At 73.6% G+C, this 18,276-nt stretch carries 21 protein-coding genes; 9 read left to right on the top strand and 12 right to left on the bottom strand.

From position 1 onward, the window contains the following. The first annotated feature begins 132 nt into the window (after nt 1-132). On the top strand, nt 133-2,112 hold the full coding sequence (locus ITJ40_RS12300) for a cytochrome c oxidase assembly protein (RefSeq protein WP_194667336.1): 1,980 nt from the start codon (nt 133-135) through the stop codon (nt 2,110-2,112). 33 nt (nt 2,113-2,145) lie between these two features. Here ITJ40_RS12300 and ITJ40_RS12295 read toward each other — a convergent pair whose 3' ends face one another. Together ITJ40_RS12295 and ITJ40_RS12290 are read right to left on the bottom strand one after the other, a co-directional pair. Next, nucleotides 2,146-2,820, bottom strand: coding sequence for a DUF998 domain-containing protein (locus ITJ40_RS12295; RefSeq protein ID WP_194667335.1), 675 nt, complete (start codon nt 2,818-2,820; stop codon nt 2,146-2,148). Next, nucleotides 2,805-3,419, bottom strand: coding sequence for a hypothetical protein (locus tag ITJ40_RS12290; RefSeq protein ID WP_194667334.1), 615 nt, complete (start codon nt 3,417-3,419; stop codon nt 2,805-2,807). Before ITJ40_RS12290 ends, ITJ40_RS12295 begins: the two co-directional genes overlap by 16 nt. A gap of 160 nt (nt 3,420-3,579) precedes the next feature. Here ITJ40_RS12290 and ITJ40_RS12285 point away from each other — a divergent pair, with 160 nt between their 5' ends. Together ITJ40_RS12285 and ITJ40_RS12280 are read left to right on the top strand one after the other, a co-directional pair. Further along, the gene (locus ITJ40_RS12285; protein ID WP_194667333.1) at nt 3,580-4,263 is read left to right on the top strand and encodes a hypothetical protein; all 684 of its coding nucleotides are present in this window, start codon (nt 3,580-3,582) and stop codon (nt 4,261-4,263) included. After that, on the top strand, nt 4,256-4,546 hold the full coding sequence (locus ITJ40_RS12280) for a transcriptional regulator (protein ID WP_194667332.1): 291 nt from the start codon (nt 4,256-4,258) through the stop codon (nt 4,544-4,546). The genes ITJ40_RS12285 and ITJ40_RS12280 overlap by 8 nt, the downstream gene beginning before the upstream one ends. Nucleotides 4,547-4,610: 64 nt before the next feature. Here the strand turns inward: ITJ40_RS12280 and ITJ40_RS12275 are convergent, their stop codons facing one another. After that, the gene (locus ITJ40_RS12275; protein ID WP_194667331.1) at nt 4,611-5,615 is read right to left on the bottom strand and encodes an iron-siderophore ABC transporter substrate-binding protein; all 1,005 of its coding nucleotides are present in this window, start codon (nt 5,613-5,615) and stop codon (nt 4,611-4,613) included. A gap of 94 nt (nt 5,616-5,709) precedes the next feature. On the opposite strand from ITJ40_RS12275, the gene ITJ40_RS12270 reads away from it, so the two are divergent. Genes ITJ40_RS12270 through ITJ40_RS12260 form a run of 3 tightly spaced genes read left to right on the top strand, consistent with a single transcriptional unit; the run spans nt 5,710 to nt 8,688 of the window. Beyond that, nucleotides 5,710-6,768, top strand: a complete 1,059-nt coding sequence (locus ITJ40_RS12270) for an iron ABC transporter permease (protein ID WP_194667330.1) — start codon at nt 5,710-5,712, stop codon at nt 6,766-6,768. Further along, the gene (locus ITJ40_RS12265) at nt 6,765-7,829 is read left to right on the top strand and encodes an iron chelate uptake ABC transporter family permease subunit (RefSeq protein ID WP_194667329.1); all 1,065 of its coding nucleotides are present in this window, start codon (nt 6,765-6,767) and stop codon (nt 7,827-7,829) included. The genes ITJ40_RS12270 and ITJ40_RS12265 overlap by 4 nt, the downstream gene beginning before the upstream one ends. A 22-nt stretch (nt 7,830-7,851) precedes the next feature. Next, complete coding sequence (locus ITJ40_RS12260; protein WP_194667328.1) at nt 7,852-8,688, top strand: ABC transporter ATP-binding protein; 837 nt, start codon at nt 7,852-7,854, stop codon at nt 8,686-8,688. A 33-nt stretch (nt 8,689-8,721) separates the two neighbouring features. On the opposite strand, the gene ITJ40_RS12255 is transcribed toward ITJ40_RS12260, so the two are convergent. Further along, nucleotides 8,722-9,147 (bottom strand): VOC family protein, encoded by a 426-nt coding sequence (locus tag ITJ40_RS12255; protein WP_194667327.1) that lies wholly within the window; start codon nt 9,145-9,147, stop codon nt 8,722-8,724. Between the two features lie 115 nt (nt 9,148-9,262). After that, nucleotides 9,263-10,282, bottom strand: a complete 1,020-nt coding sequence (locus ITJ40_RS12250) for a hypothetical protein (RefSeq protein WP_194667326.1) — start codon at nt 10,280-10,282, stop codon at nt 9,263-9,265. 130 nt (nt 10,283-10,412) lie between these two features. Here ITJ40_RS12250 and ITJ40_RS12245 point away from each other — a divergent pair, with 130 nt between their 5' ends. Then, a complete protein-coding gene (locus ITJ40_RS12245) occupies nt 10,413-11,714 on the top strand; it encodes an AAA family ATPase (RefSeq protein ID WP_194667325.1) in 1,302 nt (433 codons plus the stop codon). Between the two features lie 17 nt (nt 11,715-11,731). Here the strand turns inward: ITJ40_RS12245 and ITJ40_RS12240 are convergent, their stop codons facing one another. The 3 genes from ITJ40_RS12240 to ITJ40_RS12230 form a co-directional block, all read right to left on the bottom strand. Further along, nucleotides 11,732-12,409, bottom strand: coding sequence for a hypothetical protein (locus ITJ40_RS12240; protein ID WP_194667324.1), 678 nt, complete (start codon nt 12,407-12,409; stop codon nt 11,732-11,734). A gap of 123 nt (nt 12,410-12,532) precedes the next feature. Continuing rightward, on the bottom strand, nt 12,533-12,952 hold the full coding sequence (locus ITJ40_RS12235) for a DUF4383 domain-containing protein (RefSeq protein ID WP_194667323.1): 420 nt from the start codon (nt 12,950-12,952) through the stop codon (nt 12,533-12,535). 100 nt (nt 12,953-13,052) lie between these two features. Continuing rightward, complete coding sequence (locus ITJ40_RS12230; protein WP_194667322.1) at nt 13,053-13,703, bottom strand: dienelactone hydrolase family protein; 651 nt, start codon at nt 13,701-13,703, stop codon at nt 13,053-13,055. Between the two features lie 55 nt (nt 13,704-13,758). On the opposite strand from ITJ40_RS12230, the gene ITJ40_RS12225 reads away from it, so the two are divergent. Further along, complete coding sequence (locus tag ITJ40_RS12225) at nt 13,759-14,472, top strand: DUF305 domain-containing protein (RefSeq protein WP_194667321.1); 714 nt, start codon at nt 13,759-13,761, stop codon at nt 14,470-14,472. 80 nt (nt 14,473-14,552) lie between these two features. On the opposite strand, the gene ITJ40_RS12220 is transcribed toward ITJ40_RS12225, so the two are convergent. Both ITJ40_RS12220 and deoC read right to left on the bottom strand, forming a co-directional pair. After that, complete coding sequence (locus tag ITJ40_RS12220) at nt 14,553-15,848, bottom strand: M18 family aminopeptidase (protein WP_194667320.1); 1,296 nt, start codon at nt 15,846-15,848, stop codon at nt 14,553-14,555. Then, entirely contained in the window at nt 15,848-16,570 is a 723-nt protein-coding gene (gene deoC, locus ITJ40_RS12215) for a deoxyribose-phosphate aldolase (protein WP_194667319.1), read from the bottom strand. The genes ITJ40_RS12220 and deoC overlap by 1 nt, the downstream gene beginning before the upstream one ends. A 107-nt stretch (nt 16,571-16,677) precedes the next feature. On the opposite strand from deoC, the gene ITJ40_RS12210 reads away from it, so the two are divergent. Beyond that, a complete protein-coding gene (locus ITJ40_RS12210) occupies nt 16,678-16,896 on the top strand; it encodes a hypothetical protein (protein WP_194667318.1) in 219 nt (72 codons plus the stop codon). 23 nt (nt 16,897-16,919) lie between these two features. Here ITJ40_RS12210 and ITJ40_RS12205 read toward each other — a convergent pair whose 3' ends face one another. Together ITJ40_RS12205 and ITJ40_RS12200 are read right to left on the bottom strand one after the other, a co-directional pair. Beyond that, nucleotides 16,920-17,123 carry a hypothetical protein gene (locus tag ITJ40_RS12205; protein ID WP_043583726.1) on the bottom strand — a complete coding sequence of 68 codons (204 nt, stop codon included), beginning with the start codon at nt 17,121-17,123 and terminating at the stop codon, nt 16,920-16,922. Between the two features lie 141 nt (nt 17,124-17,264). Further along, on the bottom strand, nt 17,265-18,149 hold the full coding sequence (locus tag ITJ40_RS12200; protein WP_194667317.1) for a manganese catalase family protein: 885 nt from the start codon (nt 18,147-18,149) through the stop codon (nt 17,265-17,267). Between the last annotated feature and the right edge of the window lie 127 nt (nt 18,150-18,276).

Genomic DNA, 18,276 nt, shown 5'->3' with positions numbered 1-18,276 from the left:
TCCTCCTCACCACACGCCCAGCGGGGGCGCCGACTCCGGTCGGCGCCCCCGCTGTGTCGTTCCCGGCCGGTCGCGCGGGTGCCGACGGCCGCCAGCCGCCCGTCAGGACGGGCGAGTTAGGCTGATCCCCTCATGCCCAGACTCCTCCGCGTCGCGGGGCCCGCCGCCCTCGTCATCGTCGCGTTCCTCTCGCTGCTGGCCGCGCTCGCCATCGGCGGAGGCGCCGCCCCGCAGCTGCTCGAGGACGCGGGCCCCGTGGTCCGCTACGGGCTGCCGGCCGCGAAGATGATGGTCAACATCTCGGCCGCCACGGCCATCGGCGCGCTGCTGCTCGCCGCGTTCGCCCTGTCGCGCCAGCGCCCCGAGTACGGCCGCGCGCTCGACATCGCCGCCGCGGGCGCCGCCCTCTGGACGGTCGCCTCCGCGATCACGGCGTTCTTCACCTTCCTCAGCGTCTCGGGCACGCCCTTCTCCTTCAGCGCCGAGTTCGGGACGAGCCTCGGGCTCGTGCTCACGCAGATCTCCGTGGGCCAGGCCTGGCTCGCGACCACGCTGATCGCCGCGACCGTCACGGTGCTGTGCTTCGCGGTCCGCAACCACACCGCCATCGCGTTCGTGCTCGTGATCGCGGTCGGCGGCCTCGTGCCCATGGCGCAGCAGGGCCACGCGGGCGGCACCGAGGGGCACGACGCCGCCGTCAACGCGCTCGGCCTGCACCTCGTGTTCGCCGCGGTCTGGCTCGGCGGGCTGCTCACGATGGTGCTGCTGCGCTCGAAGCTCGACGGCGACCGCCTCGTGCCGGTGCTGCGGCGCTACTCGGCGGTCGCGCTCGTGTGCTTCGTGGTCGTGGCGGCCTCGGGGTACGTGAGCGCGGAGATCCGCGTGGGGTCGCTCGACCGGCTGCTCACCGCCTACGGGCTGCTCGTGCTGATCAAGGTGGCGGCGCTCCTGGCGCTCGGCCTGTTCGGCGCCGCGTACCGTCGCGTGCTCATCGGCCGGCTCGAGGAGCGCGGATCCGCCGCGCGCGGGCCCTTCTGGTGGCTCGTCACCGCCGAGCTCGCGTTCATGGGCGTCGCGTCCGGCGTGGCCGCGGCGCTCGCCCGCACGGCGCCGCCCGTGAGCCAGGTCGTCGCGACGCAGCTGCCGGATCCCACGCCCGCGCAGATCCTCACCGGCGAGCCCCTGCCGCCCGAGCTCACGCCCATGCGCTACCTCACGGAGTGGAACTTCGACCTGCTCTGGATCCTGCTGTGCGCCTTCGGGATCTTCTTCTACCTGGCGGGCGTGCACCGTCTCCGCAAGCGCGGCGACGCCTGGCCCCTGCACCGCTCGATCCTCTGGGTCGCCGGCATGATCGGCCTCTTCTACATCACCAACGGCGGCGTGAACGTCTACCAGAAGTACCTCTTCAGCTCGCACATGCTGGCGCACATGGTGCTCGCCATGGTCATCCCGCTGCTGCTCGTGCCGGGCGCCCCGGTGACGCTCGCCATGCGGGCCATCCGCAAGCGCCAGGACGGCAGCCGCGGCGGCCGCGAGTGGATCCTCATGGCCGTGCACTCCCGGTTCGCGTCGTTCGTGGGCCACCCGATCGTGGCGGCCGTGCTGTTCGCCGGCTCGCTGCTCGTCTTCTACTACTCGCCGCTGTTCAGCTGGGCCACGACGGACCACATCGGGCACCAGTGGATGATCGTGCACTTCCTCATCGTCGGGTACCTCTTCACGCAGAACCTCATCGGCGTCGATCCGATGCCGGTGCGCCTCGCCTACCCGATGCGCCTGCTGCTGCTGCTCGCGACCATGGCGTTCCACGCGTTCTTCGGCCTCTCGCTCATGACCGGCACCGGGCTGCTGCTCGCGGACTGGTTCGGCGCGATGGGGCGGCCGTGGGGCGAGTCGGCGCTGGCCGACCAGCAGGCCGGCGGCGGCATCGCGTGGAGCATCGGCGAGATCCCGACGGTCATCCTCGCGATCGTCACGGCCATCATGTGGAGCAAGAGCGACAAGCGGGACTCGGTGCGGTACGACCGCAAGGCCGACCGCGACGGCGACGCCGAGCTCGAGGCCTACAACCGCAACCTCGAGGCGCTGCAGGCGGCCGAGCGACGCTGATCCGCGTCGGCGCCAGGCGCCGGGCGGCAATGGTCAGTCGCGCGGGCTCCCGCGGCGGCGGCGGCGGCGCGCGACGGCGGCGAGCACGGCGATGCCCGTCATCAGCTCCCACGCGGTGACGGTGTAGACGGATCCGCGCTCCCAGATGCCGTCGATGTCCGACCCGCCGAGCGTCTGGAGCAGGGCGAGCGCGATGAGCCCGACGACGCCCAGCGCGACGCTCGCGACGCGGAAGGCGCGTGCGGCGCCGACGCGTCCGGAGCCGAGGCCCGCGACGATCGAGGCGGCGTTGCCCGCGATGATCGCCATCCCGGCCCCGACCACGTGCATCCAGCCGATGCCGCTCGCGTCGCTCGAGGCGCTGCCGTGGATGAGGCCGACCACCGTGATCCCGACGGCGTGCACCACGGCGAGGGCGAGGAAGGTGCGGCGGGGGCCCGCGCGGAGGGCGCGGGTGGCGATCACGGCGGCCACGAGGTAGATGACGCCCTGCAGGATGAAGCCGGCGTTCATCACCGCGGAGAGCGGGGAGTCGATGGCGCGGCCCTGGAACACGGCGACGTCGGGCACGCCGAGATCGCTGATGTAGTTGGCGGAGTAGCTGTAACCGGGGAAGGCGGACGCGGCGACCGCCTCGGTGCCGACGTAGACGACGGCTGCGGCGATCCAGGCGACGCCGGCGGCCGCGGGGATCAGCGGGCGTGCCACGTCACGTCCCCCTCCGCGAGCACCGGGTAGAGGCAGGTGCCCTCCTCGGGGAACGTCGCGCTCTGGACGGTCAGCATGACGTGAGCGTCCCCGTCCTGGAGGAGGCTGATGCCCCACTCGCGCGGGAAGCTCGTGGTGAGACCCTCGCCCTGTCCGGGCTGGAAGGCTCCGAATGCCGCGACCTTCGTGAACACGTCGGGGAGGCACCCCTCGATGGGAGTGAACGGTCCCGTGAGCAGGCGGGCGTCGATCGACTCGGGCACGTCGTCGAAGCCGGAGAGGCGCACCTCGAGATCGTCTGCCCGTCCTGTGTCCATGACCGTGATGCGTCCGGCCTCGCGACCTCCCGTGAAGGGGCGGGTGATGATCCCGGAGGCGATCTCGACGGGGCCGGTCGCCGTCGTCGGAGCGGAGGTGGGCTCCTCGACGACCTGCGGAGCGGGCGGGTCCGTGGGCGTGGGGCGGGGTTCGGACCGCGTCGACCGAACGTCCTCGGAGGCCGGGGCCACAGGCGTCGCGGCGGTGCAGCCGCCGAGGGCCAGCGTCACCAGTGCGAGCGCTGCCACGGCGAGGAGCGCATGCGATGGGCGTGCGGGCATCGGGCTCCTCCGGCGGTGCATGGGCATGGGTCGATCATCGCCGAGGCCGGAGGCGGCCGCATCATCCTGCGGGATGCCATTGACACGGCAAAGCAGTTTGCGATACAAAGTAGCGAGGGCGAGAGCCCAGCGGGCGACGGTCGTCCGAGGAGAGGCGCACATGGACACGACGATGCACCAGGACGCGGTCGACGACGACGGGCCCGCGCCCGACCCGCGCGAGATGCGCGCGCTCATGGAGGACCAGCGGCGGGTCGCGGTCGACGCGCAGACCGCGTTCGTCTGGAAGATGGAGGTGTGCTGGGGCGTCGCGTGGATCCTCGGCTACACGGCCCTCTGGCTCATCGACGGCTCGGAGGCGGTGAGCCTGCCTGCGCCGGTGGCCGTCGGGATCTTCGCGGGGCTCATCGCTCTGTCGAGCATCGCGGGCATCGTGCTCGGCGTCCGCAACTCCCCGGGCCTCGCGACCACCGGCGAGGCACGCTGGCAGGGGCGCGTCTACGGGATCAGCTGGTCGGTCGCGATGATCTCGGTCTACGTGCTCGGCATCGGCCTCGCCTTCAACGACGCTCCGGACCGCCTGCTGGCGATCTTCTACACGTCGGGCTTCGCGTTCGTCGCGGGGCTCATGCTGCTGTCGACCGCCGCGCTGTTCTCCTCGCGCTCGTCCCTGCTGCTCGGGTCGATCCTCGTGGTCGCGGCGATCGCGGCGCCCTTCTTCGGCTACCCGGGCAACTACCTCGCGATGGCCGTGCTCGGCGGCGGCTCGTACCTCGTCACGGGGATCGCGCTGGCCGGGATGAGCGCCCGCGCCCGCCGATCGCTGCGAGCCCGCCTTGGCTGACCTCGATCCCGTGATCCACGCGCAGGCCCGGCTCCGCATAGTGGCGTCGCTCGCGACGCTCGACGCGGGGGAGGCGCTCTCGTTCCCGCGGCTGCAGGAGATCCTCGACATGACGGCCGGCAACCTGTCGACGCATCTCAGGAAGCTCGAGGATCCCGGCTACGTCGAGGTGCGGAAGACGCACGAGGGCCGGCAGCCCGTGACGTACCTGGCGCTCACCACGGTGGGGCGCCGCGCCTTCGAGGACTATCGGCGGGCGCTCACGGCGATGCTGGAGACGTAGCTGTCGAGACGACGAGGGCCCGCCGCGCTGCGTGCGCGACGGGCCTCGGGGGTGCGGATCCGGATCAGCTCGTGGCGGTCTCCAGCAGCGGCACGAGCTGGTCGAGCGCGTAGCCGGTGGAGAGCGTGGTGCCGATCGAGTAGGCGGACGAGACGTCGCCGTCGAGGACGATGGAGTGGCCGGCGGCGACTGCGGGGATCGCCTGCCACAGCGCGTCGCCGGTGATCACGGACTTGTCGATGAAGATCGGGAACGCCACGATCACGTCGGCGTCGAGCAGGTCGAGCTGCTCGGAGGAGATGTCGACGGAGAACCCGCCGGCGTTCGCGGGGATCCCGGCGATGGTCGGGCTCTGCTCGAAGCCGAGCCGCTCGAGGAACGCGACGCGCTCGCTGCCCTCGACGTAGGCGCCCCAGCCCTCGCTGGTCTTGGTGGCGGCCGTGACCGTCTTGCCCTTCCAGGCGGGGTGCGCGGCCGCGACCTGCTCAAAGCGCTGATCGACCGCGTCGAGGAGGGCGTCGCCCTGCTCCTCGCGGCCGAGCGCCTCGGCGACCATGTCGACCTGGTCCTCCATGTCGGTGAGGTAGCTGTCGGCGCCCTCGGGCACGCCGATGGTGGGGGCGATCTGCGACAGGCGGTCGTAGCGGGCCTGGTCGCCGGAGCCCTTGGTGTCGAGGATGAGGTCGGGCTTGAGCGCCGCGATGGCCTCGTAGGAGGGCTCGAGCGTCTCGATGATCTGCGGCTTCTGCGTGTAGAGGCCCTGGGCCCACGGGCCGACGCCGTCCGCGTCGGCGCCGAAGCCGAGCCAGTCGGACGCGCCGACGGGCTGCACGCCGAGCGCGAGCGCGGTCTCCGCGTCACCCCAGCCGAGGGCGACGACGCGCTTCGGCTCGCTCGGCACGGTGACGTCGCCGAACTTCGTGTCGACCGTGACGGGGAAGGCACCGGTGGCGGATCCCGACGCGGGCGGGGCGGAGGCGGCCGGGCCGGAGGAGGCGGTGCATCCGGTGAGGGCGAGCGTCGCGACGGTGAGCGCGACGAGGGCGGAGCCGGTGGTGGGGAACCTCATGGTGCGGGGCCTCTCGGGTGTGGGGTGACGGGCCGGTGTGGATCCTGTCAGGCAAGGGCAGCCTAACCTAAGGGCAGGGTAGGCTGACCGGGCCATGTCGCTCCGGGTCCTCGCGCGCGCCTCCGCCCCCGACGCCCCCGCGGGCCGGGCGCGGAGCGCGCCGTCGCGCGCGGCGGGCCTGGTGCTCGCGCTCGGCGTGCTCGTGCTGGCGTCGCTCGCGAGCATCGCGATCGGCTCGCGCGACATCCCGCTCGGTGCCGTCGTCGACGCGCTCGCCGGCCGACCGCGCGACCCGGCCGAGCTCGTCGTGATCCTCGACCTCCGCGTCCCGCGCACCCTCGTCGGCCTCGCCGCGGGCCTCGCGCTCGGGGTCGCGGGCGCGCTCATCCAGGCCGTCACGCGGAACCCGCTGGCGGATCCCGGCATCCTCGGCGTCACGGCCGGCTCGGCGTTCGCGGTCGCCGTCGCGACGGGCGTGCTCGGTGTGACCGCCGTGAGCGGTTACCTCTGGTTCGCCTTCGCGGGGGCGCTCGTGGCGGCCGTGGTGGTCTACGTCGTGGGATCCGCGGGGCGCGGCGGCGGGGATCCGGTGCGCCTCACGCTGGCCGGCGTCGCCCTCGGCGCGGTGCTCGCGGGCATCACCTCGGGCATGCTGCTGGCCGACCCGCAGGGCTTCAGCGCCATGCGCGCGTGGGAGTCCGGCTCGCTGCAGGATCGCGGCTGGGACGCCCTCGTGCCGGTCGCGCCCTTCCTCGCGGCGGGCGTGCTGCTCGCCGCCCTCATCGCCCGGAGCCTCGACGCGGTGGCGCTCGGCGACGACCTCGCGCGCTCCCTGGGCGCGAACGTCGTCGTGGTGCGGGCCGTGGCCGTGGTCGCCGTGACGCTGCTCGCGGGCGGCGCGACCGCGATGGCCGGGCCGATCGCGTTCGTGGGGCTGATGATCCCGCACATCGCGCGGTGGATCGTGGGGCCCGACCAGCGCTGGATCCTCGCGTACACGATCGTGCTCGCGCCCGTGCTGCTGCTCGCCGCCGACATCGTGGGCCGGATCGTGCTGCGGCCGGCCGAGCTGCCCGCCGGGATCGTGACGGCCGTGCTGGGCGCGCCCGTGCTGATCCTGCTCGTCCGCCGGCAGAGGGCGTCGGGGCTGTGAGCGCGCCCGCCCGCGCCGGCCGCCGCCCGGCTGCCCGCCTCCCCGGCTCGGTGCGCCTGCCCGTCGTCGGCATCCGGCTGCAGCGGCGCGAGGCGCTCGTGGGCGCGGCGCTCGCCGTCGCGATCGTCGCCCTCGCGCTCGTGGCGCTCGGGACGGGCGACTTCCCCCTGACGGTGCCCGAGGTGATCCGCGCGGTGGCGCTCCCCGACGGGACCTTCGCCTCGACCCTCGTGCTCGAGTGGCGCCTGCCGCGCGTGCTCGCCGCGCTCGCGTTCGGCGCGGCCCTCGGGGTCGCGGGGGCCGTCTTCCAGTCGCTCACGCGCAACCCGCTCGGGTCGCCCGACATCATCGGGTTCTCCACGGGCTCCTACACGGGCGCGCTCGTCGTCACGACGCTGGCCGGCACCGCCTTCCTGCCCACGGCGGTCGGCGCGCTCGCGGGCGGGCTCGGCACGGCGCTCGTCGTCTACCTGCTCGCGTACCGTGGCGGCGTGCAGGGCTTCCGGCTGATCATCACGGGGATCGCCGTCACGGCCGTCCTGCACGGGGTCAACACGTTCCTGCTGCTGAAGGCGGGCACCGAGGTCGCGATGGCCGCCTCCATCTGGGGCGCCGGATCCCTCGCCCTCGTCGGCTGGGACGGCGCGCTGCCCGCGTTCGTCGCCCTCCTCGTGCTGGCGCCGGCGATCCTGCTGCTGTCCGCACCGCTGCGGCAGCTCGAGCTCGGCGACGACGCCGCGCGCGCCCACGGGGTGCGGGCCGAGCCGACGCGCCTGGCGCTCCTGATCCTCGGGGTCGCCCTCACGGCCGTCGTGACCGCCGCGGCCGGTCCGATCGCGTTCGTCGCGCTCGCGGCCCCGCAGATCGCCCGCCGCCTCACCCGGAGCGCGGGCCTGCCGCTCGTGCCGGCCGCGCTCACGGGCGGACTGCTGCTGCTCGCCGCCGACTACGCCGCCCAGCACGCGCTGCCGGGGACGGTGCCCGTGGGCATCGTCACGGTCGTCGTCGGCGGCGCGTACCTGATCGCCCTGCTCATCCGCGAGGCGTCCCGCCGTGCCTGATGCCGCCACCGCCCCCGAACCGATGGGAGATCCACCCGTGGACGACACCGCCACCGCCGCGCCCGCGGCCACCGCCCCGCGCCTGCGCGCCGAGGGCGTCACGCTCTCCTACGACAGGCGGGTGATCTCCGAGGCGCTCGACGTGTCCGTGCCCGACCGCTCCTTCACCGTGATCGTCGGCCCGAACGCGTGCGGGAAGTCGACGCTGCTGCGCGCCCTGTCGCGCCTGCTCGCGCCCACCGCGGGCGGCGTGCTGCTCGACGACCGGCCGCTCGGCTCCTACCGCGCGAAGGAGGTCGCGCGCATCGTCGGGCTCCTCCCGCAGAGCGCCATCGCTCCGGACGGGATCACGGTCGCCGACCTCGTGGCGCGCGGCCGCTTCCCGCACCAGAACCTCATCCGCCAGTGGACGCCCACCGACGAGGACGCCGTGCAGCAGGCCATGGCCGCCACGGGCGTCGCCGACCTCGCCGACCGCCACGTCGACGAGCTGTCCGGCGGCCAGCGCCAGCGCGTGTGGGTCGCGATGGCGCTCGCGCAGCAGACGCCCGTGCTGCTGCTCGACGAGCCGACGACGTTCCTCGACATCGCCCACCAGATCGAGCTGCTCGACCTCCTCGCCGACCTGCACCGCGACGGCAGCACGATCGTCGCCGTGCTGCACGACCTCAACCACGCCGCCCGCTACGCCGACCACCTCATCGTGATGCAGGACGGCCGCGTCGTCTCCGCCGGCGCCCCGCGGGACATCGTCACGGCCGAGCTCGTGGAGGAGGTCTTCGGCCTGCCCTGCCTCGTGATCGACGACCCCGTCTCGCACACCCCGCTCATCGTCCCGCGCGGCGGCCGCTGGGCCTGAGCCCGGCGGTCGGCTGGGGTCGTGACGCGGCGGTCAGGCCGCGTCGGCCGGCTCCTGCGCGATGGACACCATCCAGTCGATCCCGTACCGGTCGGTGCACATGCCGAACCGCTCGCCCCAGGGCGCGAGCTCGAGCGGCAGCACGATCGTGCCGTCCGCCGTGAGCGCCTCCCACCAGCCGTCGAGCACGGCCGCGTCGTCGCCCGAGAGCGAGAGCGTGATGGCGGATCCGCTCGGCACGCCCATCGACGCGGGGGTGTCCGACGCCATGAGCACGAAGCCCGCGCCGGAGTCCAGCCGGCCGTGCATGATCTTGTCGGCCTCCGCCGGATCCGGGCTCATGCCCTGCTCGCCGAAGGTCGTCATCGCGAGCTCGCCGCCGAACACCCCCTGGTAGAAGCGGAGCGCGTCGGCCGCCTGGTCGCGGAAGGACAGGTACGGGGTCATGATCGCGGACATGGGGGCGCTCCTCGGGTGACGGATCCCCGCGGTCGCACGGACCCTGTTGCGTCCCGATCCTGGCCCTGCCGCTCGCGCGCCGCACCGTGACGCCGGGGGAGGGTGCCGGCAGCGGCTACAGCCCCTGGATCCGCACGCCCGACGTCTCGTCCACGCTGACGCGCCAGCTCACGCTGAACGGCACGTCCTCGTCGAGGTCCTTCACGCTGCCGTCGTAGAGGGAGCGGACGGGGACCTGGATGTGCGCGGTGCCGACGGTCGACGGCACCACCCAGTCGAGGTCGGCGGGGTCGTCGCTCGCCGGCTGCAGCGTGATCCGCGGCATGGTCGTCATGCTCCACACGGGCGGCGCGGTGATCCGGTCGCGGATGGTCTTCCCGAACGGGCAGCCCGACGGGTACAGCACGGCCTGCGTGGTGCACTCCGTCAGGTACGCCTCGACCTCGGACTGCACGGACGCGACGAGGTCGTCGGTCGGCTCGGCGTCGACGCGGGCGGGCACGACGCTGCCCGGCTCGGTGACGGCGACCTCGGCGTCCTCCGCCTGGAGGTACTGGGACGCGTGGTCGAGCGCGAGGGAGGCGGGCGCGAGCACGAGGTACGTGGATCCGGCGCCCGCGGCCGCCTCGCCGCCGGGCGTCGCGGAGACGGCCAGCCCGTTGGCGGTGAACGACGCCGCGTGCCGCAGCTCCAGGTCGACCGCCGCGACGGGGCTCGTCGCGAACTCCCACCGGGCGAAGAGGCCCAGGGCCGCCGGGGTCTCGCGCACGCGGAACTCGGTGGATCCGGGCCCCGACGGCAGCGTGTACGAGTACGTGACCGTGCGCTCGCCGCCGCCCGCGGGCTCGTCGGACATGAGCTCCACGTCCGCGAGGCCGGGCAGCGCACGGGCGTCGAGGAGGGCGCGGCTGCCCGTGTCCGGCAGCGTGACGCCGGGCGTGGAGAGGGCGTCGCGGCTGTCCTCGCGGGCGAGCGCGTCGAGGTAGGAGCGCACGAAGCCGTGGGCGCTGAACGTGCCCTGGTTGAGCGCGGCCACGGTGCCGAGGAACGCCCCGACGAGGAGGGCCGCGAGCAGGGACCAGATGACGACCGCCCGACGCAGCTCGCCGCGCGCGTCGACGGCGGGGCTCGGCATGCGGATCATCCTACGGGCGGGGGATCCGCGCCTCGCCGCGGTGGGCCGGGGTAGATTCGAGTGCGCATCCGCGCCGCGCCGCCGCCGTCGATCCGCGTCGCATCCGCCCTCGAACCACCTGGAGCCCCGCGTGAGCACGGTCCCCCTCTCCCCGGAGCAGGCCGCGGTCTTCCAGGCCATCGAGGGCACACGGGACCACATCTTCGTCACGGGCCGCGCGGGCACCGGCAAGTCGACCCTGCTCACGCACCTGTCGTGGAACACCGAGAAGCAGATCGTCATCTGCGCGCCCACGGGCGTCGCGGCCCTCAACGTCGGCGGCCAGACCATCCACTCGCTGTTCAAGCTGCCCATCGGGGTCATCGCCGACGAGGAGATCGAGCAGACCGGTGAGCTGCGGAAGCTCCTCAACACCATCGACACGCTCGTCATCGACGAGGTCTCCATGGTCAACGCCGACCTCGTCGACGCCATCGACCGCAGCCTCCGCCAGGCGCGCCACAAGAAGGACGTGCCGTTCGGCGGCGTGCAGGTCGTGCTCTTCGGGGATCCGTACCAGCTGGCCCCCGTGCCGGGCGACGGCGACGAGCGCGCCTACTTCGCCGACCGCTACCGCTCCATGTGGTTCTTCGACGCGAAGGTGTGGCAGGAGGCGCAGCTGCGGATCTACGAGCTCACCGAGATCCACCGCCAGCACGAGGAGGCGTTCAAGGAGATGCTCAACGCCGTGCGCCACGGGCGGGTCACGGCGGAGATCGCGGGCGTCCTCAACGCGGCGGGCGCGCGGCCGGCTCCGACCGACGGCGCCATCACGCTGGCGACCCGCAACGACACCGTGAACCGGATCAACGCCGAGGCCCTCAAGCGCCTGCCCGGCCGCTCGCTCACCGCCACGGCCGACGTCACGGGCGACTTCGGCGGGCGCACCTACCCGGCCGACGAGAAGCTCGACCTCAAGATCGGCGCGCAGGTGATGTTCCTCCGCAACGACGTCGACCAGCGCTGGGTGAACGGATCCGTCGGGGTCGTCACGCGCATCGACACCAACGTGTACGTGGAGCTCGACGGCGTCGTGCACGAGGTCGAGCCGGTCACGTGGGAGAAGCACAAGTACTCGTACTCGCCCACGACCAAGCAGCTGCGGCGCGACGTCGTGGCCGACTTCACGCAGTTCCCGCTGCGGCTGGCGTGGGCGGTCACCATCCACAAGTCGCAGGGCAAGACCTACGACCGGGCCATCGTGGATCTGGGTGCGCGCGTGTTCAGCCCCGGGCAGACGTACGTGGCGCTCAGCCGGATCACCGACATCGACGGCCTGTTCCTCACGCGGCCGCTGCGCCCGGGCGACATCATCGTCGACGAGAATGTGCGGCGCTTCATGAGCGAAGCCACGCGGATCCGCGTGACGCCGGCGGTCGCGCCCGCGGGCTGACCCGGAGGCGCACCGGCTCAGTGGCCGGCGTGCTCGCCCTGGATGCCGTCGAGGTCGATCGTGCTGTGCTGGCCGTGCGGCACGGCGAACTCGCCGGCGCGCGTGAGCGAGAGGGCCGGCGTCACGAGGCCGGCGACGACGAAGGCGCCGATGAGGATGCCCACGAGGTAGCGGCCGCCGGTGCGCTCGGGCTCGGCGGGAGCGCTCGCCGCGGCGGGCATCGGCCCGACGGGCGACGGGGTGACGGCGGCAGACGGGAGCGGCGCGCCGGATCCGACGAGCGCGACGTCGGCCGGGAACGTGGCCTCGACGGCCGTGCACACGGCCTGGGCCTCGGATTCGGCGCGGGAGCGGAGGTGGCGGCCGACGACCGCGGCGACCACGAGGTCGAGCAGGGTCGCGGCGAGCATGGGGATCGCGGGCAGGTCGCTCGTGATGCCGGGGGCCGACATGACGACAGCGGCCGTCACGAGGAGCGCCCAGCCGGCGACCGGGACGAGCGCGCCGAGTGCGGCCCAGCCGGGCACCGGGAGGCGGTCGGAGCGGAGGACCGCGACGGCCCACGCGCCCTCGGCGACGCCGATGAGGAGGAGGGCCACCATGGCCGCGGGCGGGGATCCCGCGCCGACGGCGAGGTGGATGAGCGCGGCGCCCAGGGCGGCGAGGGCCAGCCAGTGGCGGATGAGCAGTGACACGTGCTGGTCCCTTCGTCGTCCCGGGCGCCGCGGGTGGTGCGGTGCTGCGTGCTGTCGTGCGGGTCGTGCTGTGGTGCGGTGATGCGAGACGCGCCAGGTGCAGCGGCGCGGCGGTGGCGGTGCCTAGGCGGCGCGGGCAGCGCGGTTGCGGATGCCCTTCTCGGCGCCGAGGCCCACGATCAGCAGCACGACGGCGCTGCCGAGGTGCAGGAAGTGGTCCGCGGTGTTGAGCGCGAGGATGTTGAAGTCGGTGTTCACGAGGAAGAAGCCGACGACACCGAGCGCGAGGTACGCGAATCCGATGGTGGAGTTCACGGCCTTGGCCGACGCGACGCTGGAGAGGCCGCCGATGAGGAGGGCTGCGCCGATGAGGAGGTGGGCCACGTTGTGGAACGGGTTCACCATGAAGATCCCGAGCAGCAGACCGCCGTCGGAGGAGAAGAAGCCCCCGCTCTGCGGCGGGAACAGGAAGCCGAGAAGGCCGACGAGGACGTAGACGGCGCCGAAGACGGTGCCGAGCAGGCGGTTCGGGGATGAGCTCATGATGGTGCCTCCACTGGTAGGGAAGAGCCGGGGTTCTCCCAGGCTCTATCCATTCGTACCGCCTACGGACGTGGATTGGTGCTGATACGACACTGATCGGTCACGGGTTTCCGAGATGCTCCAGGAGGAAGGCCTCAGTACGGCGGTAGGCGAGGGCCGCCGCGTCCGGATCCATGCGGTCGCGCAGGCTCGCGTTGGGGAACACGGGGGTCGTGCCGGGGTAGGTGTGCGCGGCGACCGGGGTGCCGTGCTCGCGGAGCCGGCCGATGAACGCCTCCGGCCGCTGGTCGTCGATCCACTCGTCGTGCTCGGCGAGGTGGAGGAGCACCGCGCAGGGGATGACGCCGTGCTCCTGGGGCCCGAGGCTCGCGCAGTAGGCGACGACCGCGTCCGCGCCCCCGTCCTGCGCCTCGAGGAGCGCGAGCCAGCCGCCGGGCGCGAAGCCGACGAGGCCCACGCGCCGGGATCCGCGGGCGCGCGCCGAGTCGATGCCGTCGCGGATCGTGCCGAGGGCGTAGCCCACGTCGAGCTGTGCCGCGAGCCCCTCCGCGAGGCCGTCGTCGAGCGTGGCGCGGCCGTCGTAGAGGTCGGGCACGAGCACGTGGAAGCCCGCCCGCGCGAGCGCGAGCGCGTACTGGTCGAGCCAGGGGAGCCGGCCGTGGTCGTCGTGCACGAGCACGACAACGGGGCGGCCGGGGTCGCCGAACTCGAGGGTGGCTCCGGGATGCGGCAGGTCGACGATCTCGGGCATGGGGAGAACCTATCGTCGGGCCCGCGGGTCTCGCGCCGTGGAGGAGGATCGTCGCATGGGACACCGCAACCGACTCGCCGCCGCCACGACCGCCCTCGCCATCGCCGTCGCGCTCGCCGGCTGCTCCACGCCGCCGCAGACCCCCGACGACGCCGCCAGCCCCAGCGCGGACGCGGCCGCCCCCGCGGAGACGCCGTCGCAGGGCTGGAACCGCGCCGACCTCTCCTTCGCCGAGGAGATGGGCGACCACGCCGCGGGATCCGTCGAGCTCGCCGTGGCCGCGCTCCAGGTGCGCGACCTGCCGCCGGGCGCGGAGGAGCTGGCCGCGCAGATCCGCGACGAGCAGGGTCCGCAGGCGCGGACGCTCGCGCAGCTCGCCGAGGAGTGGTCGGGCGAGGAGGGCGGATCCGGCGCGTCCGGCACCGAGGACCGCGACGAGGCCGGCGGGGTCGCGGCCAGCAGCGGATCCGAGGACGGCAGCGCCGACGGCACCGCGAGCGGCGGCGCGTCCGCGGCCGATGCCGAGGCGATGAGCGACGCCGCGTTCGACTCCGAGCTGCAGGTGCTCAAGCAGTCGACCGGCGCGGAGGCGGGCCGGCTGTTCCTCACGGGCATGATCGCGCGACACGAGGCCGCGATCGCGCTGGCGCACGGGGAGGCGCAGCTCGGCACGTCGACCGAGGCGCTCGAGCTGGCGGGGGCGATGTCGGCGGCGCAGGGCGACCAGCTCACGAAGATGCGGGCGCTGCTGGAGTCGCTCGACGGCTGATCCCCGGTGCACGTGCGAGGGCCCGACGCGGATCGCGTCGGGCCCTCGATCGTGCGGGTGTGCTGGCGGTGTGCCGCCGGTCAGGCCGCCGGGCGGAGGAACGCGGCGGCCGCGGCGGCGAGGTGCCCCGGGTCGTCGGCGCCGCACAGCTCGCGGGCCGAGTGCATCGAGAGCAGCGGGATCCCGACGTCGACCGTGCGGATCCCGAGCCGCGTCGCCGTGATCGGGCCGATGGTCGAGCCGCACGGCACCGCGTTGCTGGAGACGAACTCCTGGGTGGGCACGCCGGCGCGCTCGCAGGCCAGCGCCCACTCGCGGGCGCCGACGCCGTCCGTCGCGTAGCGCTGGTTCGCGTTGATCTTCAGCAGCGGGCCGCCGTTCGGCACCGGCCGGTTCGCGGGATCGTGACGGTCCGGGTAGTTCGGGTGCACGGCGTGGCCGGCGTCGGCGGAGAGGCACCAGGAGGAGGCGAACGCGCGGCGGCGGTCCTCCGAGGAGGCTCCGAGGCGGGCGGAGATCCGGCCGAGCACGTCCTCGAGGATCGGGCCGGCGGCACCCGACGGCGTCGCGGATCCGACCTCCTCGTGGTCGAAGGCGGCGAGCACCGCGATGGGCGCGTCCGGGTCCTCGTCGGCGATGGCGGCGAGCTCGAGCAGGGCGGCCAGGCCCGCGTGCACGGAGCTGAGGTTGTCCATGCGGCCGGCGGCGAAGAGCTCGCCGTCGAGGCCGAGGGATCCGGGCGCCTGCGTGTCCGCGACGCCCACGTCGTAGCCGAGCACGTCGTCGGCGCGGACGCCCGCGATGCCGGCCAGGTGGCCGAGCACGTCGGCGTCGGCGGGGGAGCCCGTGCCGAGGATCGGGGACATGTGGCGCTGCGGATCCAGTCGGAGCCCGTCGGTGTTGACGCCGCGGTCGAGGTGCACGGCGAGCTGCGGGAAGCGCAGGAGCGGGCCGGTGCGGACGAGGTGGCGGCGGCCGTCGCGCGTGACGAGGCGTCCCGCGAGCTCGAGGTCGCGGTCGAGCCAGGAGTTGAGGAGCGGGCCGCCGTAGACCTCGACGCCGGCCTGGAGCCAGCCTTCGGATCCGATGGTGGGCTTCGGCTTCAGCGTGAAGCCGGGGGAGTCGGTGTGGGCGCCGAGCACGCGGAAGGGCGTGGTGGCGTGCGCGCCGGCCGGCTGGATCCACGCGAGGAGCGCCCCGTCGCGCACGATGAACCGCCGACCGGCGCCGGCGGGCCACGCGTCGCGCTCGTCGAGTCGGGCGAAGCCCGCGGCCTCGAGGCGGCGCGCGCCCTCCTCGGCCGCGTGGAAGGAGGAAGGGGAGGCCTGGATGAAGCGGCCGAGGTCGGCGAGGTGCGCGCGGCGGTCCGCGGTCATCAGTAGCCGCTCGATCCGAGCGCGCCGTTCTCGGGCGTCTGCACGGGGCCCGCGAGCACGACCGCGCTGCCGGAGACGCCGAGGCGCGTAGCCCCGGCCTCGATCATCTGCACGGCGGCCTCGTACGTGCGGATCCCGCCGGACGCCTTGACGCCCGCCTTCCCGTCGACCGTGCGGCTCATCAGCTCGACCGCGTGGACGGTCGCGCCGCCCGTGGGGTGGAAGCCCGTGGAGGTCTTGACGAAGTCGGCCCCGGCGGCGACGGCCGCGCGGCAGACGCCCACGATCTGGTCGTCGTCGAGCGCGGCCGACTCGATGATCACCTTGAGCACGGCGGGCGCGGGCACGGCCTCGCGGACGGCGCGGATGTCGGCCTCGACGTCGGCGAAGCGGCCCTCGCGGGCGGCGCCCACGTCGATCACCATGTCGACCTCGTCGGCGCCCTGGCGGATGGAGAGCGCGGCCTCGGCGGCCTTGATGTCGCTGTGGTGCTTCCCGCTCGGGAAGCCGCAGACGACGGCGACCTTGAGGTCGGATCCCGCGGGCAGCTCGAGGGGGAGCATCGAGGGCGAGATGCACACGGAGAAGGTGCCGAGCTCGACGGCCTCGGCGACGAGCGCGGCGACCTCGTCACGCGTGGCCTCGGGCTTCAGGAGCGTGTGGTCGATGATGCGGGCGATCGCGGCCGTGTCGGTCGCGGGCGTGGACGGGCTGGTGCTCATGCGGGTTTCCTCACGTCGTGCGGGACCTCGATCCTACGGCGGGGGTGCGGATGGGCCCGGCCGGACGGGGGCCAGCCGCCGACGGTGCGCGCCGGTAGCGTCGATGCGTGATCTCCGACGGCACGACCACCGCGCTCCTGTACGTGGCCCTCGCGGCCCTGGCCGTGGGGGTCGTGCTCCAGGTGATCGGCGCGATCAAGGGGGCCCGTGAGCACGGCTGGGGCAGGGCGAAGCTCTTCGCCCAGCCCGTCCTGCCATGGACGCTCGCGTCCTTCGGTGCGCTCGCGGTCAGCGTGCTCTGCTGCCTGCCGATCGTCTGGAGCTAGGAGGAGCGCGACGGCTCCGCGGATCAGGAGTAGTCGGCGCCCGGGATGCCCGCGGGACGGTAGACGTAGCCGTCCGCGTCGGCGTCGAGCTCCCACACGACCTCCTCCTCGCTGAGCGAGGTGGCGCGGACGAAGCTCTTCACGGGCTCGCCGTTGATGAGCTCGACCTCGGTCTCCTCCGTGCCATCGGGGCCGACCAGCTGTGCGGTGTACGTGGAATCAGTCATGGTCCGACCCTACGACCGTCGGCCCGCGGCGACCGGGCGGGCCGGATCCTCACCGCCGCTGCGCAGGTCGGTGCTGCCGAGGGCGCGGCGCGGCGCGGGCGGCCGACCGCGGTGGCCGACCGCCCGGTCGCGCGTCGCGGATCAGTCGGGCGTGACGGCGTCCTTCACGGCGGCCGCCGCTTTCTTCAGCAGCCCCGGGTCCTTCGGCGGGATCGTGCCGTGGAGCAGCGGGTTGCCGACGGGCGGCGGGGGCATCGGCACCGACGACGTGGGGCCGTCGTGGTACGTGAACGTGCCCTTCCCGTCGGGCGCGGGGCCGGACGCCCACGAGCCCTCGGCTGCCGCGGGACCGTCCGAGAAGTTGAGGTACTGGTAGGACGCCTCGCGGTCCTCGAGCTCGACGGGGAAGTCGCTCGGCACGGGCAGGTCCTCGGTGCCCTCGGCCTGCAGCTCGGCGATCGCGGCGACCCACTGGTTCTGGTGCATGGTGTCCCGTGCCAGGAGGAAGGACAGGAGGTCCTTCACGCCGTGGTCGTCGGTCATGTGGTAGAGCCGCGCCACCTGGAGGCGGCCCTGCATCTCGGCGTTCGCGTTGGCGTGGAAGTCGGCCAGGAGGTTGCCGCTCGCGGTGATGAAGGAACCCTGCCAGGGGTTCCCGTTGCTGTCGACGGGGCGCGCGCCGGCGCCCGCGACGATGGCGTGCTGGATGTCGCCGCCGCCGATGACGGCCGCGAGCGTCGGATCCGACATGGCGTCCTCGGTCGCCTCGACGGGCGCGGTCTCGAGCAGCTTGGCGATCATGATCGCGAGCATCTCGACGTGGCCGAACTCCTCCGCGCCGATGCCGTAGAGCATGTCGCGGTACTTGCCGGGGAGCTTCGAGTTCCAGGACTGGAAGCCGTACTGCATGGCCACGGAGATCTCTCCGTACTGGCCGCCGAGCACCTCCTGGAGGTGGCGCGCGTAGATGGGGTCGGGCTTGTCGGGGGTGGCGCTGTGCTGCAGCTCCTGCTTGTGGAAGAACATGGAGGGGTCTCTCCTCGTCGTCGGCGTCGCGGTCCGGAGCGACCGCGACGTCCCTCGACCGTCCGCCGCTCGCCCGCGGAGCGCCTACCCCCTTGACAGCGACCGGACCGGTCCCGTCGGGCGCGTC

This window comes from Clavibacter sp. VKM Ac-2872 (genome assembly GCF_015351105.1).
Classification (GTDB): domain Bacteria; phylum Actinomycetota; class Actinomycetes; order Actinomycetales; family Microbacteriaceae; genus Clavibacter.
Note: the sequence above shows the minus strand (reverse complement) of the source record. Positions and strands in the feature narration are given on the sequence as shown.